The organism is Vibrio sp. B1FLJ16, assembly GCF_905175385.1.
Classification (GTDB): Bacteria; Pseudomonadota; Gammaproteobacteria; order Enterobacterales; family Vibrionaceae; genus Vibrio.
This window is the reverse complement of the sequence record NZ_HG992749.1, coordinates 2,994,265-3,010,394: the sequence shown is the minus strand read 5'-3', so window position 1 is coordinate 3,010,394 and position 16,130 is coordinate 2,994,265. Positions and strand designations below refer to the sequence as shown.

12 protein-coding genes are annotated in these 16,130 nt (G+C 47.2%); 5 read left to right on the top strand and 7 right to left on the bottom strand.

Annotated features, from left to right (window positions below; translation table 11 throughout):
* Positions 1–159 precede the first annotated feature (159 nt).
* Positions 160–2,334, top strand: coding sequence for a DNA helicase II (gene uvrD, locus KHN79_RS13770; RefSeq protein WP_182011666.1), 2,175 nt, complete (start codon positions 160–162; stop codon positions 2,332–2,334).
* A gap of 805 nt (positions 2,335–3,139) precedes the next feature.
* On the opposite strand, the gene ggt is transcribed toward uvrD, so the two are convergent.
* The 4 genes from ggt to rarD all read right to left on the bottom strand — a co-directional run bounded on the left by ggt (position 3,140) and on the right by rarD (position 7,553).
* Entirely contained in the window at positions 3,140–4,906 is a 1,767-nt protein-coding gene (gene ggt, locus KHN79_RS13765; RefSeq protein ID WP_182011667.1) for a gamma-glutamyltransferase, read from the bottom strand.
* A gap of 109 nt (positions 4,907–5,015) precedes the next feature.
* The gene (locus KHN79_RS13760; protein WP_182011668.1) at positions 5,016–5,675 is read right to left on the bottom strand and encodes a LysE family translocator; all 660 of its coding nucleotides are present in this window, start codon (positions 5,673–5,675) and stop codon (positions 5,016–5,018) included.
* 94 nt (positions 5,676–5,769) lie between these two features.
* Positions 5,770–6,567, bottom strand: coding sequence for an AraC family transcriptional regulator (locus tag KHN79_RS13755; protein WP_182011681.1), 798 nt, complete (start codon positions 6,565–6,567; stop codon positions 5,770–5,772).
* A 71-nt stretch (positions 6,568–6,638) separates the two neighbouring features.
* Positions 6,639–7,553, bottom strand: coding sequence for an EamA family transporter RarD (rarD, locus tag KHN79_RS13750; RefSeq protein WP_182011669.1), 915 nt, complete (start codon positions 7,551–7,553; stop codon positions 6,639–6,641).
* Between the two features lie 184 nt (positions 7,554–7,737).
* On the opposite strand from rarD, the gene recQ reads away from it, so the two are divergent.
* The 3 genes from recQ to KHN79_RS13735 all read left to right on the top strand — a co-directional run bounded on the left by recQ (position 7,738) and on the right by KHN79_RS13735 (position 10,797).
* Complete coding sequence (recQ, locus tag KHN79_RS13745) at positions 7,738–9,573, top strand: ATP-dependent DNA helicase RecQ (RefSeq protein ID WP_182011670.1); 1,836 nt, start codon at positions 7,738–7,740, stop codon at positions 9,571–9,573.
* A 9-nt stretch (positions 9,574–9,582) separates the two neighbouring features.
* Positions 9,583–9,888: a DUF3630 family protein gene (locus tag KHN79_RS13740; protein ID WP_182011671.1), complete on the top strand. Its 306-nt coding sequence runs from the start codon at positions 9,583–9,585 to the stop codon at positions 9,886–9,888.
* Positions 9,889–10,128: 240 nt separating this feature from the next.
* Positions 10,129–10,797 (top strand): 7-cyano-7-deazaguanine/7-aminomethyl-7-deazaguanine transporter, encoded by a 669-nt coding sequence (locus KHN79_RS13735; protein WP_182011672.1) that lies wholly within the window; start codon positions 10,129–10,131, stop codon positions 10,795–10,797.
* Positions 10,798–11,013: 216 nt separating this feature from the next.
* Here the strand turns inward: KHN79_RS13735 and KHN79_RS13730 are convergent, their stop codons facing one another.
* From KHN79_RS13730 to rhlB, 3 genes are all read right to left on the bottom strand, one after another.
* Positions 11,014–12,657, bottom strand: coding sequence for a sugar nucleotide-binding protein (locus KHN79_RS13730; RefSeq protein WP_182011673.1), 1,644 nt, complete (start codon positions 12,655–12,657; stop codon positions 11,014–11,016).
* Positions 12,658–12,829: 172 nt separating this feature from the next.
* The gene (gene gppA, locus KHN79_RS13725; protein WP_182011674.1) at positions 12,830–14,323 is read right to left on the bottom strand and encodes a guanosine-5'-triphosphate,3'-diphosphate diphosphatase; all 1,494 of its coding nucleotides are present in this window, start codon (positions 14,321–14,323) and stop codon (positions 12,830–12,832) included.
* A 19-nt stretch (positions 14,324–14,342) separates the two neighbouring features.
* A complete protein-coding gene (gene rhlB, locus KHN79_RS13720) occupies positions 14,343–15,656 on the bottom strand; it encodes an ATP-dependent RNA helicase RhlB (RefSeq protein WP_182011675.1) in 1,314 nt (437 codons plus the stop codon).
* Between the two features lie 111 nt (positions 15,657–15,767).
* On the opposite strand from rhlB, the gene trxA reads away from it, so the two are divergent.
* The gene (gene trxA, locus KHN79_RS13715) at positions 15,768–16,094 is read left to right on the top strand and encodes a thioredoxin TrxA (RefSeq protein WP_140279508.1); all 327 of its coding nucleotides are present in this window, start codon (positions 15,768–15,770) and stop codon (positions 16,092–16,094) included.
* Positions 16,095–16,130: the final 36 nt, after the last annotated feature.

Below are 16,130 nucleotides of genomic sequence, written 5' to 3'. Positions count from 1 at the left end.
TGATTTTTACTGTTAGCCTCTGCTTGAGATGCTCTTTTTAGATAACCGACTGAAGAGGAGGGTAAAAAAACAACGAATTTTTTATCGAGTTTTGTCTAAACAGCGCCCAGCTGTTTAGGTTATAATCTGTTTTTATGTATAAATAACCAGTAGCTCATCATGATGGATCCATCTCTATTACTCGACGGCTTGAACGATAAACAGCGTGAAGCCGTTGCAGCACCTCTAGAAAACTTACTTGTCCTTGCTGGCGCAGGGAGTGGTAAGACCCGCGTTCTTGTTCACCGAATCGCTTGGTTAATGTCAGTGGAGCAGGCATCACCATTCTCAATCATGTCAGTAACCTTTACTAACAAAGCGGCAGCGGAGATGCGTGGTCGTATTGAAGAGTTGATGATGGGCAGTGCGTCGGGTATGTGGAATGGTACGTTCCATGGTATCTGTCACCGTATTCTGCGGGCGCACTATCTTGATGCCAAGCTACCGGAAGATTTTCAGATCATCGACAGTGATGACCAGCAGCGTCTGCTTAAGCGACTGATTAAGGCGCAAAATCTGGATGAAAAGCAGTGGCCTGCACGCCAGGTTGCCTGGTGGATCAATGGCAAGAAAGACGAAGGCCTGCGCCCAGCGCACATCGATGCCTATCATGATCCCGTTACTAAAACTTACCTGCAGTTGTATACCGCTTATCAGGAAGCGTGTGATCGTGCAGGGCTGGTCGATTTTGCGGAAATTTTGCTTCGCGCACATGAGCTACTGCGCGATAACAAATTTGTCCGTGAGCACTACCAGGCACGCTTTAAACACATTCTGGTCGACGAGTTCCAAGATACCAACAACATTCAGTATGCTTGGCTGCGCATGATGGCAGGGCGTGATTGCCATGTAATGATTGTGGGTGATGACGATCAGTCTATATACGGCTGGCGCGGTGCCAAAGTGGAAAACATTGAGAAATTCACTTTAGAGTTCCCAAGCGTTAATACTATTCGTCTCGAGCAAAACTATCGCTCAACCAAAACGATTCTGGAGGCTTCGAATACCCTCATTGCCAACAATACTGAGCGTATGGGTAAAGAGCTGTGGACTGATGGTGACGTTGGTGAGCCAATTTCTGTTTATAGTGCTTACAATGAATTAGATGAAGCTCGATTCGCAGTAAACAAAATCAAAGAATGGCAAGACAAGGGTGGCGTACTGAATGATGCTGCGATGCTGTATCGTAACAACGCCCAGTCACGCGTATTGGAAGAAGCATTAATTCAGGCGGGTCTGCCTTACCGCATTTACGGTGGGATGCGATTCTTCGAACGTCAGGAAATCAGAGATGCATTGAGCTACATGCGTCTGATCTCTAACCGGAATGATGATGCGGCCTTTGAGCGTGTGGTGAATACGCCAACCCGCGGTTTAGGTGATAAAACCTTAGAGACGATTCGTCGTGCTGCTCGTGATCGCGGCTGCACTATGTGGGAAGCGAGTATCGCAATGTTGGATGAGCAGGTACTTGCCGGGCGTGCTGCCGGAGCATTGAGTCGTTTTATCGAACTGGTTACTGCTTTGGAAGACGATACCCTTGAGATGCCGCTGCACGAGCAAACCGACCATGTGATCAAGTATTCCGGTCTGTTTGCTATGTACGAGCAAGAAAAGGGCGAAAAGTCCAAAGCACGTATAGAGAACTTAGAAGAATTGGTAACCGCAACCCGTCAGTTCGAAAAACCGGAAGAAGCCGAAGATATGTCTCTGCTTACGGCATTCCTGACGCATGCTGCACTTGAAGCCGGTGAAGGGCAGGCAGATGAGTTTGACGATGCGGTTCAGTTGATGACGCTGCACAGTGCAAAAGGTCTGGAGTTCCCGTTAGTGTTTATGGTCGGTGTGGAAGAAGGCATGTTCCCAAGCCAGATGTCTGCTGAAGAGGCTGGGCGTTTAGAAGAAGAGCGTCGCCTGTGCTATGTCGGTATGACTCGCGCAATGGAGAAACTCTACATCACCTATGCAGAAATGCGTCGCTTGTATGGTCAGGATAAGTATCACAAACCATCGCGCTTTATTCGCGAGCTGCCAGAGGGCTGTCTGGATGAAGTGCGTATGAAAGCTCAAGTCAGTCGCCCTGCAAGTCGCGGTCGTTTTAGCCAGACCGTAGTAAAAGAGAACTTCAATGAGACAGGTTTTTCACTGGGTTCCCGTGTGATGCATCCGAAGTTTGGTGAAGGTACCATTATTAACTTTGAAGGCAGTGGCCCGCAAAGCCGGGTACAAATCGCCTTTAATGGTGAAGGGATTAAGTGGTTAGTCACGGCTTACGCCAGATTAGAGAAGCTTTAAAACATCTGCTTGAAAATTAATAGTAAGAGCTGCCGTTGGTAGCTCTTTTTGTATCTGGCGTTTGGGTAATAAGCGTTTTGATACGATATGGACACCTGCTGAGAATCTCTGCCAAAGAAAAAATTCTTATGTGATGGGGTGAGCGAGTGTGGTTAATGAAGTAGTGAGTTTAATAATGCAGATAAATGGCAAAGAAAAACCCCGAGGGCTTGCGCCCGTCGGGGTTATAGTCTTACTCGCAGCAATCCAGCTACTAAAAGTGCTCCATGCATCAAATCCATGATAGTGTGCTGATTCCTTCAGCTTATTCCTTACGTCGCCTTCCTAGCGGTGTCCCTGACCTTATCCTGGTCTGCTAACAATCCTCGTTAGCTCTCATCACTTGTTCCCTGAGCGGTGTCCCTGACATCATCCTGATGTTCAATCCATGCCTCGTCCAGAGGTGTCCATTTCCCGTCCTTAGTAGTAACCATCCTAGCTACTATTGATTCCGTTCAATGTCCAGTTTTGCATTCCATGCCCGACTACTCATCCTGAGTAACCGTTTCTTCTTCCTGAAGTCTACCAAATCCTTGGTAATTCCTGTTCCGTGTCAGCATCCTTCCGACAGGTTTAATATGACGTTTTTCAGCCCTCTCCACAATGGTGGAAATTCACATTTTTGTTGATTTAATTCAGTTAAAAAACCACATTTCATCATAATTCAATCACTTATGAGTATTGCGTGGTGCTTTTTCCACTAAGAAAGCGTGTTTTACCCAACCCTTTGTGAGAGATCTCGCACAAAGGATCGGGCGAAAAACTATTAGTTACCGATCGCGGTACCTTCACGGCGTGGATCTGCCGCACCCTCTAACCCTTCTGGCGTAATACGGATGGCATGTAATCCTGAATTGAGATCACGCACTTCAGTCGTAAAACCGGTTTTCTCCAGCTCTGACTTTAAGCGAGTTGCGTCTGTACCTTGCTCAATATCTAACGTACCAAAGCGGTTTAACAACCGAGGCTGATTGATAGCTTGCTGGATATCCAAGTCCCATTGGGTGTGTGCGATAATGGTTTGGGCGACATAGCCAATAATGCGACTGCCACCAGGAGAGCCAATGGCCATGTACGGCTTGCCACCTTTGAGAATGATGGTCGGGGCCATTGAGGAGCGAGGACGCTTTCCCGGTTCTAAGCGGTTAGCAATAGGGATACCATTTTGATGGGTGCTGAACGAGAAATCGGTCAGTTCGTTATTGAGCAAGAAACCACCCACCATTAATCGTGAACCAAAAGCGTTCTCAATCGTTGTTGTCATAGAGACCACATTTCCTTGTTTGTCGACAATATTAAAGTGGCTGGTGGAAGGCAGTTCGATCGAATCATCCATGCCAAGACTCATCGCGTGCGACCATGGTGGGTTTCCGGCTGCCACCTCTTGTAGTGCTTTACCAATTGATATCAAACTCGCTCGTTGCTTCAGGTAGTCGGTATCCAGCAATCCTTCTGTTGGCATTGGTACATAGTCTTGATCTGCCATGTATTTACCACGGTCAGCAAAGGCGAGGCGAGAGGCATCTGCAATTACTTGCCATGATTTGGTACTTTCCGGGCCCCAGCCTTTAAGATCATAATGCTCGCTGATGGTCAGAATCTGACCTATTGTAAGTGCCCCGGAGCTGGGTGGTCCCATTCCGCATACTTCATAACTTTGATACGCGGTACACACGGGCTCACGCTGTTTGATCTGGTAGCTATCAAAGTCTGATTGTGCGAGTACTCCCGGATTTCCCGGAGCATTTTGTACCGTATCGATGATGTTCCTGGCGATGTCACCTTGATAAAAGACTGCAGCGCCTTGCTCTGCAATTGCCGACAACGTTTGAGCATACTGAGGATTTTTTAGAATCATTCCCGCAGCTTTTGCTGAGCCATCCGGATTAAAGAAGTAGGCTTTGGTGGCAGGAAAGCGTGACAGACGCTCAGAATCGCCCTCAACCAAACTGGCGAGGCGAGGGCTGATAGTAAAGCCTTGTTCAGCAAGCTGGATGACAGGCTCAATTATCTTTTTCCATTTCAGCTTGCCATACTTCTGGTGCGTATCCCATAACAGTTTGACCGTTCCCGGTGTACCTACTGAACGGCCACCGACAACGGCATCGTAAAACTGCAGTGGCTGACCTTTGTCATCCTGAAACAGCTGTGGAGTCGCTACTAACGGGGCGGTTTCCCGGCCATCATAAGTCGTGAGCTTTTGCTCATCGCTATCCCAGTACACTAAAAAGGCACCACCACCTATCCCGGAAGATTGTGGTTCTACTAAGCCGAGCATCAGTTGGACAGCGACCATGGCATCAATGGCATTTCCGCCTTGCTCTATTACATCTGTGCCAGCTTGAGCTGCAATAGGGTTGGCTGCCGTCACCATGTAGTTTTTAGTCTTTACCAGCTGCTTGTGCTCAGAGCCAGTGCTTTGCTCGGGCGCGATGGCATCTGTAGCCTGATTCGCGATGGCATGGTTAGCAAAGGTGAAAGAGGAAGTAAGAAAAAGCCCGGTTGTTATGAGCCGGTTGAACGTCCATTGCATGATGACTCTCCATATTGCCAGTTGAATATTCAGCTTGGCAGCCATGAAGAGAAGCGTCGAGTTACCATTGTTATAATTGTCGGATGTACGACGCTTTTAAATCAGCCAGTTACACAACGAAGGTGTGGATGGTCTGCAGTAAGATACTGCTACCGACCAGCGTAAATACTACGCCGCACAGACCATCGATATAGATGCCTGCCTGTTGTAAACGACGTTGTAGTTTTTTCGTGGATAGCATCCAGGCCAGGCTGGAAAACCAAAGCAGTGACAGGCTAAACAAAATCACTAATGCTATTCCTTTACCTGTCAAAGACATCCCTGCCGGAACTAAACTCGACATCAGGCTGACGAAAAACACTAAAGCTTTTGGGTTAAGAATATTGGTTGCAAAACCCTTGGCGAATGCTTGCCGCTTATTACTGATCACCAGATTATTCGCTTTGTCAGGTTGATCCAGTTGCGGTTTTTTGATCATGTCGATCACAGCACGAAGCGCCCCGATACCTAAGTAAAGTAAGTAACTGCCACCGAGTAGTTGCATTGCTGAATACAGCAGGGGATGCTGATGAACTAAGTAGCTCACCCCAGTAAGACTAAACAGTGAATGAAGCAGGATGCCAACTGATAAACCCAGTGCGATATACATTCCGGTTTGACGGCCATGACGTGTGGCATTTTGTACAACCAAAGCGAAATCAGGTCCCGGACTCATTAGAGCAATAAAGTGAATGCTGGCCAGCGTGATTAATATGGTGGATTCATTCATAAACAGATCTCAAAACAGTTTGAATAGGGTTCATTGTCGCCGTGAGTGACATGATGAGCTTGTAAAAAACTGACACGGATGCTCCTGAAGTTCTTCAGCGTGCGATTTGCGAAGGGGAAATGCCATAAGTCTGCTTAAACGCTTTACTAAAATGAGCCTGATCGTAAAAGCCAATTTGATGCGCTACATCTGTTCCGCATTGTCCTGCCTGGAGTAGCTTCATACCTTGTTCGAGACGAAGCCTCGCGAACCAGGCGTAAGGTGTCATTCCTGTCTGTGCTTTGAAGTGACGCTGAAACTGGGTAGGGCTTAACTGACAGAGTTCAGATAATGATTCCAGCCGCACGGCCTGATCGAGATTAGCCATCAAGTAGTCTTTTAGGGTATTGAGAGATTGTTTCCCTAGCGGTATTACCTTCTGTCTGGCAAGCGAACCATAACGATCAAAAAGCGGGTTAAATCCTTCAAACGGAAGGCAATCCCTAGTCAGCTGGCTGAGGCTTTTACGTCGAAGATGGCGGTGTAAGTTACTAAGTTGTGAAAATATCTGTGGATCAGAGATGATCAACTCATTAAAGCTGATTATTTGACCGTTTTGTTTAAGATCGGCCAGATCGCTGAGCATGTGCGGCTCGATCGAAAAGACATTCACTTCATATCCGTCAGCAAGTCTGGATTGGCCATCATGAAGCTCATCTGGCGGCATAATAACGATTTGCCCGTATCCGACCTGGTGATTGCATCCTCGGTAGTGGAACTTTTGTTCGCCATGAGTGATCAGACCAAGGTGAAAATCCAGATGGTAGTGCTTTCGAAAAGCAAAATTCTGATATTTCGCCTCAATCAGACTCAGTTGGTCATGGTCGGTTGCGTAGTAGTGAATTTGTTCCATTACATAAAAAAGCTTGGTCATTATCTGACCAAGCTTATCGTCCAATTTCTAAGTTGTCTTGTAAAAAACGATCACTGAGCCTGGATTGCCCGACGAGAACGACGACTGCTGCGCAACCCATCGAAGCTGAAGACGACGAGTGCACCCCAGATAAAGGCGAAGGTAATGGCTTTATCGATAGTAAAGGCTTCACCGTAAACCAGTACCGCAAGCATGAACATCAGGCTCGGACCTATGTACTGGAAGAAGCCTAATGTAGATAGCTTCAGTCTTGTAGCTGCACCAGTGAAGCAAAGTAGTGGCATTGTTGTCACTATACCTGCTGCTATCAGCAAAGTATTCAACTGCCAGGTGTTGTCAGCCATGTTCGAGGTTGATGAGTCGGCGATAAAGAGCAGGTAAATCACCGCAGCCGGTAGCATGACCAAAGTCTCTATAAATAACCCTGTTTGCGCCTCGACACTGACTTTTTTACGCAGTAAGCCATAGATGCCAAAGCTAATCGCTAATGCCAAGGCGACCACAGGGACAGAGCCAAACACAAACAGCTGCACTAACACACCGCACGCAGCAAGAGCGACAGCAAACCACTGCAATTTACGCAGCCTCTCTCCGAGGAATATCATACCGAGTAGAACGTTTAACAGTGGGTTGATGTAATAACCAAGACTGGCATCAAGCATGTGATTATCGTTAACCGCCCAAATGAAAATAAGCCAGTTACCACCAACTAGAAGTGCTGTCGTCACCAAATACATCATTTTAGTCTTATTGGTGATGATTTCGCTCACCGAGCGCCAGCGGCGGCCAAAGTGGAGCAGTGCAGCAAGTAAAACGAAAGACCAGACTACTCGGTGACTGAGGATTTCCAGTGCTGATACTTCGGTAACTGATTTAAAGTATATCGGGGCGATACCCCACATAGTGTAAGCGCCAATTGCAAGCAGGACGCCTTGTCGTGCACGTTGTTGTTCTTCTGTTGTCATGACGTGTCTTCTAATTGTATTTGTTTTATGTTTGTTAAGCAGAAAAGCAGTATACGAGCGGCTTTGGGAAACAGCTAGCAATTTGCGGTTTTATTCACCACGAAACCCCATTACAATGTGCCCTCTTTTTGTTTGCCGGCGGCAGGCAAAAGCATTTCTGTGAACACCCAATCTGAGATTATTCATGACCTCGACCTTGTTAGCCGAACCATCAGACTCGCCTGTAACGCCTCAACGTGTGTTGGAGGACGTATTCGGTTATCAGACTTTCCGTGATGGCCAACAACAAGTCATTGAAGCGGCAGTTGAGGGCAAAGACAGCTTAGTTATCATGCCAACAGGTGGTGGTAAGTCTCTCTGTTATCAAATCCCTGCTCTGGTTAGAAGTGGTATTACCCTAGTTATTTCACCGCTGATTTCATTAATGAAAGACCAGGTGGATCAGCTTAAAGCCAATGGTGTCGCAGCAGAGTGCGTAAACTCAACCATGAGCAGAGAAGAGTTGCTCAGCGTGTATAACCGCATGCATAGCGGGCAGCTAAAGCTCGTTTATGTTTCGCCAGAGCGCGTTCTTATGCGCGATTTTATCGAACGACTGGAAAACTTGCCTTTAGCTATGATAGCGGTCGATGAAGCGCACTGTATCTCTCAGTGGGGTCATGATTTCCGCCCTGAGTACGCATCACTTGGTCAGCTCAAGCTACACTTTTCCCAAGTGCCATTCATGGCATTAACGGCGACGGCCGATGACGCTACCCGCAGGGATATATTGGAGCGTCTGCGTTTACAAGAGCCACAGGCTTATCTCGGCAGTTTTGACCGCCCGAACATTCGCTATAACTTGGTAGAAAAGCACAAGCCGATTTCTCAGATTATGCGCTATTTGGACACTCAGAAGGGGAATTGCGGCATCATCTATTGCGGTAGCCGTAAGAAAGTCGAAATGGTCACGGAGAAGCTGTGCAACAACCATATCCGAGCAGCAGGTTATCATGCGGGGATGGATGCAGATGAGCGTGCTTATGTTCAGGAAGCATTTCAGCGTGATGATATCCAGATAGTGGTGGCAACGGTTGCGTTTGGTATGGGCATTAACAAACCTAACGTGCGCTTTGTGGTGCATTTTGATATCCCGCGTAATATCGAGTCCTATTATCAGGAAACGGGCCGGGCGGGTCGGGATGGCCTGCCTGCCGAAGCGATGATGCTCTATGACCCAGCCGACATCAGCTGGCTACGCCGCATGCTGGACGAAAAAGACGACGGTCCGCAGAAGCAGGTTGAAAGTCACAAACTGAATGCGATGAGTGCATTTGCTGAAGCACAAACTTGTCGTCGTCAGGTGCTGCTCAATTACTTTGGTGAATATCGGGAAAAGCCTTGTGGCAACTGCGATATCTGCCTTGATCCTCCAAAACACTTTGACGCCACTGAAGAGGCGCGTAAAGCGCTGTCTTGTGTGTATCGAGTCAATCAAAGCTTCGGTATGGGCTATGTGGTTGAAGTGTTGCGTGGTATGCAAAATATCCGCGTGCGTGAAAATGGCCACGATAAAATATCAACTTACGGAATAGGTCGTGATCACAGCCACGACTATTGGATAAGTATTTTCCGTCAGCTGATTCATAAAGGGATGCTGTTTCAAAATATAACCCGCAACTCGACTCTGCAATTAACCGAAGAGGCCCGTCCTCTGTTGCGTGGAGATGTGGCACTGGAGTTGGCCGTGCCACGTTTAGATACGGCTGCTCGTGCGGCGAAGTCCGATAAATTAACCAGTAAAAACTATGATAAGAAGCTGTTTGCCAAACTACGCAAGCTGCGTAAGTCGATTGCGGATGAAGATGGCCTGCCACCATATGTGGTTTTCAGTGATGCTACACTTATTGATATGGCGGAGATTCTGCCAACCTCTTATGGTGAAATGCTGGCAGTCAGCGGGGTAGGTCAACGCAAACTAGAGAAATATGCCGACCCGTTCTTGGATCTTATTCAGGAACACATTACCCATCACGGATAAGGAGATTGCATGCACAAGGAATTTGGCCTCACTGAATATATCGCTGATCAGGGCCGATTACTCATTACTGCACCAAGCTTTGATTTAGATACGTTTCCGGTACTGGGTGAACGTATCGTTGATTTGTTATCGGCTTCAGTAGTAGAAAAACAGTGGGATGCTGATATTCATTCCTGGCTTATCGATTTTGAAGGTTGTCGCCTGTTTATGAAAGCCGAACACTACAGTGAAGCGATATGGTTTGAAGCACTGACGGTGGAAGAAAGCAGGGAAGAACTTGATTATCTTGCTGGATTATTTCAACGCGGATTCTGACGTAACTTTATAATATTGTTGAGGGTGTTTCACATGAAACACCCCTTTTTTGTACAAAAAAGTTTGCGTAAAAACCATCGCTTGCGAGTGGGTTTGGTTAATGTATAATCGCCCACCGCTTTGCTCGTTACGGGCTTAGCTAGTTTATTTTTTCATTTTACATTGTTGGTACGGGTTGTTTTTATTCAGAACACTCGATTTGGGTTCCCTCGCCCCCAAACCAAACTAAAAAGGTATCGCATGAGTAACTTTACCCCTGCGCAGCAGCGCAACGCCCTTATCTATCTGGCTTTATTCCACCTGATTATTATTGCATCGAGCAATTACCTGGTTCAGCTTCCGTTTACTATTTTTGGCCTGCATACCACATGGGGTGCATTTACCTTTCCATTTATCTTTTTGGCAACCGACCTGACTGTGCGTATCTTTGGCGCGGGACTGGCGCGTAAAATTATTTTCTTAGTGATGTTACCTGCGCTAGCTGTGTCGTACTTCTTGTCAGTGGTGTTCTTTGAAGGACAGTTCCAGGGATTTAGCCAACTGAGTGAGTTCAACTTATTTGTCGCGCGTATCGCGGTTGCGAGTTTTATGGCTTACTTACTGGGTCAGATTCTGGATGTGCACGTATTTAACCGTCTTCGTCAGATGAAACAGTGGTGGGTAGCACCGACCTGTTCAACGTTATTTGGTAATGCGCTAGATACCATTGCGTTCTTTGCGATTGCGTTTTACCAAAGCCCGGATCCATTTATGGCGGAACACTGGACTGAAATCGCGCTGGTGGACTATGGCTTTAAGCTTGTGATCAGCCTTGGCTTGTTTGTCCCAATGTACGGTGTATTACTGAACTACCTAATTAAAAAACTGACTGCAGTGAACCCGAACTTTAAAGTGACTACGACTGCTTAGGTTACTGATTAATAATCAACATTTTAAAAAGCCGCTGTTAACAACAGCGGCTTTTTTGTTTTTTTGATGTGCGATGTACAGCATTGGAAGCATTTAGATCATGGGTGTCCAAAAGCTCCCTAAGCTGTACGAAGATAAAAACGAGCAATATAAAAGGTCCCGAGTGAGACCGTTTCGTCGAGAGTATTGAGAAGAGGAAGCTTGTTGGTGGAATGATTAGCGGAGCATCTTCTCAATCAAAATGGCTTTTTGAGCGTCGAACGCGCCAAGCTGCAGTCCTTTCTCCCAACTTATGCTTTGGTTGAACATCGCCAGCATCAAACCAACGCTGCGCTGGTTGGCATCCTGCCAGCAATCAGACTCGCTGTACTCTCCATCATTTATCGCGTTGCTATCAACGAGAATAGGCTCGAAGCGCCATTTTTCGCCGACATGGTAGTAGCCTCTGTTGGTTAAGGTTTGGTTGGATTGAATCGTCAGGTTGTGCTCGATGCCCGGTTCGCCTGTTAATTCAAATACGAACCTTAACTGGTGGGCACCACATTTCAGCTCAACGATAAGTTGACCGTTTTCTTCAATCAGTGTCGAGTGAGAATAGTCTCCGAAGCAGTGCAACAACCAAGAGATAGGGTGGCTGGCAGTTTCAAGAAACCATTCTTTGAGCGTGAAGGTGCCTGGCAAGTTAACTTGGGTTACTAGGTTGACCACACAAGGTTGGGTTTGTGAGGTGAGCCAATTCTCTATCGCTTTGGCGGTGTCTAGCTGAGCAAAGGCATAATTGACCAATAGACTAGACGTCGGTTGCTGCCAATGGGTGATATCGGTATTCAATCCCACCAATGGCTTTTCACAAATCAGTTTGGTAGAACTCAGCGTCTTTATGATCTCAGCATGAGTATACGCAGGTGTCGCTATTGTCACGACGTCGAGTTGCTTGAGTGCGTTGATGTCCGTTTCTGCGTTTGGGATTGCTTCTTCGCTACAAACTTGCTGAAGAGGCTCTATGTGGTTGGCACATAATGTCGAGACCGCAACACCATTGTTATGATAGTGGGGAATGTGGGTGCGTCCCCAGTTAATTCCTATGATGCCAGCTTGTTTGATTTGCTCTGGCTTGTTGAAACGTTCACTCAATGGCGGCAAGGCAATGCGTTCATCCGCTAGGCGTTGGTCATGATGATAGTCGTTGTTTGGGATAACTTGCCACGGTTTATTATAATGCTGCTTGAGCGCGCAAACTAATTCGTAGAAGTTCCACTTATCCTTTAAGTTGCTATCAAGGTGATATAAACCGGCTTCGTTACGCTCGATAAGCTGCAAAAAGGCGAAAGCGGTATCGTCCATATGTGAAGTAGCCGGATACCAAGCGGTACTGGCGGTAATAACGTCGCTCTCTTTATATTGGCGGTCGAGATGCGCCAACATGTTATTACCCTCTGCTTGGTGATGAAACTGCCAACCAATTCGTGCAATCATCGAATCCGGGTTAACTTGCCAGATTGCATCTTCACAGCGAACTTTGTATTTACCGTATTCATCTTGGGTGTTTCGTTCTTCAAAGATGCCATAAGGGCCGCTTTTCGTGGCATCAAATACCATTGCTGTACTGACGAAGAGGTATGGAATGTTTCGTTGTTTGCAATGTTCACCAAGCCACGCTGCCCATGCGTCGCTACCCATCGCCATATGGCACACCGCATCGATTTGGTGCTGCTGCCAAAACTGTTCACTTTGTTGTAGATTGTCCGGTGAGATTTGATGGTGATTCCACTCTAATATGTTCCAGCCGCGAAGTTGGAACTGATGAGCGACTTTCGGGGCGAGGGTGCCAGTTAAGCCAGTCATTAAAACGGTTTTCATGATGGGGCATCTTGGTTAGCTGAATGTTGGTGCTCAATAAAACATGGCTGTTTTTCGATGTAGAGCTTAGAAGCTGAGATTTTTGCAGGGCAGCACATTTTGTAGGGGAAGTTAGAAGCAAAAAGCCCAAGCGAACGCCTGAGCTTTAATATTGTAAGGCAGTGATGTTCGCTTATTTTGCTACGATGTTTAATGGCCAGCCAATGTCGGTCTGGCGGTTAGACTCAAGTTCGAGTTCAGCTGCGGTGAGAGGATTGGCATCCAGCCACTGCGCATCAATGCTTAATGTTAGGTTGTCACCTTCTGCCAAGAGCGTAACCTGTGGTTCCAGACTTGGATTACGGCGGTGGGTAAGTAAGACCGCCAGACGCAACAACCGCAGTAAGCGTTTTGCACTGTTACCAGATAGCGCATGTTGCTCGGGCAGAGATGTCAGTTGTTCCCGGTAACGACGGGCAACCTCACCGATAAACAGCTTTTGCGCGCGGGTAAAGCCGGGTAAGTCCAGATTCTGTAGCAGGTAAGCACTGTGCTCACCACCTTTCTTAAAGTCGATGGTCAGGCCAATTTCATGTAGCTTGGCGGTGGTTTCCAGTAGCATTTCGCCCTGAGGCTCTGCAATCCACTCACTCCCGCCAGCTTGTTGCAAAAGCTTACTCGCAAGGTTCGCTACCTGTTCACCATACTGGCAATCGAGCTGATAGCGGCTCTGAATACTGCATATGGTACGTGAGCGAATGTCACTCTGGCGTAACTCATCGACCATCTCGTAAGCCAGCCCTTCACGTAGTGCACCACCTGCCAGTGTCATGGCATCGATTTTAAGCAGTTCAAATACTGCAATCAGGATAGATAAACCACTAGGGAAGACCAGCGCACGCTCGAGCGTTAAACCTTCGATTTCCAGCTCTTCCAAGTGATTGGCGAGCATGGCTTGCTTTTGTAGGCGTTTGAGTTTGGAGTGAGTAATTACTTCGTCCATTCCCTGCGCCAGCATTATTTCCTGAAGTGCCTGGACAGTGCCAGAAGCCCCGACACAAACATCCCAGCCTAAGTCGGTGTATTGCTCCAGAATCGGCGTGATGGTCAGTTTTGCGCCTTCAATAGCAGCTTCGAAATTACGCGCGTTTAGCTGACGGTCTTTAAAGAAGTTTTCCAGCCAGGTAACACAGCCCATTTTTAAACTGGTGAGAGCTTTGGCTTCGAATCCTTCGCCGATGATCAGCTCAGTACTGGCTCCGCCAATATCGACCACAAGTCGACGACCGCTACCACCAGAAGTATGAGCGACGCCTTTATAAATTGTCGCCGCTTCTTCTTCACCGGAGATGACCTCGATAGGATGGCCGAGTATCTGACGTGCTTTGTCGAGAAATACATCTACATTCGTCGCGGTACGTAATGTCGCGGTACCGACGATACGAATGTTCTGTTTAGGAATATCTTGCAAGCGTTCCGCAAATAGACTTAAGCAGTCCCATCCTCGCTGCATAGCTTCCATACTAAGAGAATTATGTTCATCTAAACCCGCTGCCAGACGAACTTTACGCTTAATTTTAGCCATTGTCTGAACGCTGCCATCGATATGACGCACAACGAGCATGTGAAAACTGTTCGACCCGAGGTCGATGGCGGCGTATAGCGGTGATGATCCTGCTTGACTCATATACGGCTTCAGATTCCTGTTAAGATTGTTTTGGCGCTGACTGGCGTGGCTGGCGAGGACGGCGTCCTTGCTGCTTACGGTTACCAGAGCGAGTACCACCTGTATTAGTTCGACGTTGCTGAACACGCGGTGCACGCATACGGACAGGAGCTGGCAGGTCCTGAATCAGAGCCGAAGCATCGTAATCTGATACAGGGATGGTGTGTTCGATGTATTCTTCAATTGGTGGCAAGTTGATTGCGTAATCTTCACAAGCAAAGCTGATTGAGTGACCGCTGGCACCTGCACGACCGGTACGACCGATACGGTGTACGTAGTCTTCACAATCATCCGGCAGGTCGTAGTTGAACACGTGTGTTACTTGCGGAATATGCAGACCACGAGCAGCTACATCAGTGGCTACCAGGATATCAACATCACCTTTGGTGAACTGCTCAAGAATCTTTTCACGTTTCTTCTGCGGAACATCACCAGTCAACAGACCAACGCGATGGCCGTCAGCAGCTAAGTGGCCCCAAACCGATTCACATTTGTGCTTGGTATTAGCAAATACAATGGCGCGATCCGGCCACTCTTCTTCAATAAGTGTCTGAAGAAGAGCCATTTTATCTTCGTTAGATGGGTAGAACAGTTCTTCCTGAATACGGTGACCTGTTTTTTGCTCCGGCTCTACTACAACATGTTCCGGGTTGTGCATGTGCTCAAACGCCAGCTCTTGTACGCGGTAAGACAGTGTTGCTGAAAACAGCATGTTCAGGCGCTCTTTCGGCTCTGGCATACGGCGGAACAGGAAACGGATATCTTTAATAAAGCCCAGATCAAACATACGATCAGCTTCATCTAACACAACCGCTTGAATGTTGTTCAGGTTAAATACACGCTGCTTGTAGAAATCGATGATACGACCGGTAGTGCCGATCAGAATATCGACACCTTCTTGTAGCTTACCTAACTGCTTGTCGTAGCTCTCGCCACCGTAAGCCAGTGCAGCTTTTAGACCGGTGCTGGCAATCAAAGGCTCAGCATCGTTAAAAATCTGAATCGCTAGCTCACGCGTCGGAGCCATAATAATGGCACGTGGCTGAGTTGGTTTACGACCTTCATGTTCAGGTGTGGTCATAAGATGGTTGAACGTTGCAGTAAGAAACGCGAGCGTTTTACCAGTGCCCGTTTGGGCCTGGCCTGCGATATCTTGGCCGGTGAGCAGTACCGGCAACGCCAATGCTTGGATAGGGGTACAAAATTCAAACCCTTTTTTATCCAATCCATCAATAACTTGGGACTCTAATCCCAAATCGGCGAACTTTTGCTCTGTGATATGCGTCTTTTTCATCGCTATAGAATATCAGCTAAAGCTTGCAATACGAAAGTAAATACATTCCAATAGGGCATCAAATTACTGGTTATCATCCAACCAGTTTCGAAAAACACATTGGAGTGGAAGATGAGTGATAAGATTTTGCAGCTAACTGATGACGGTTTTGAAAATGATGTGATCAACGCTGCAGGCCCTGTATTAGTTGATTTTTGGGCAGAATGGTGTGGTCCTTGTAAGATGATTGCCCCGATTCTGGACGAAGTCGCTGAAGAGTACGAAGGCAAACTCACTATCGGTAAACTAAACATCGACCATAACGCTGGCACACCGCCTAAGTTTGGTATTCGCGGCATTCCAACGCTACTACTATTCAAAGACGGCAACGTAGCGGCAACGAAAGTTGGTGCTCTGTCAAAAACTCAACTTAAAGAGTTTTTGGACGCAAACCTATAATCACCAAGTGATTACAGACAAAACCGTGCAATGATC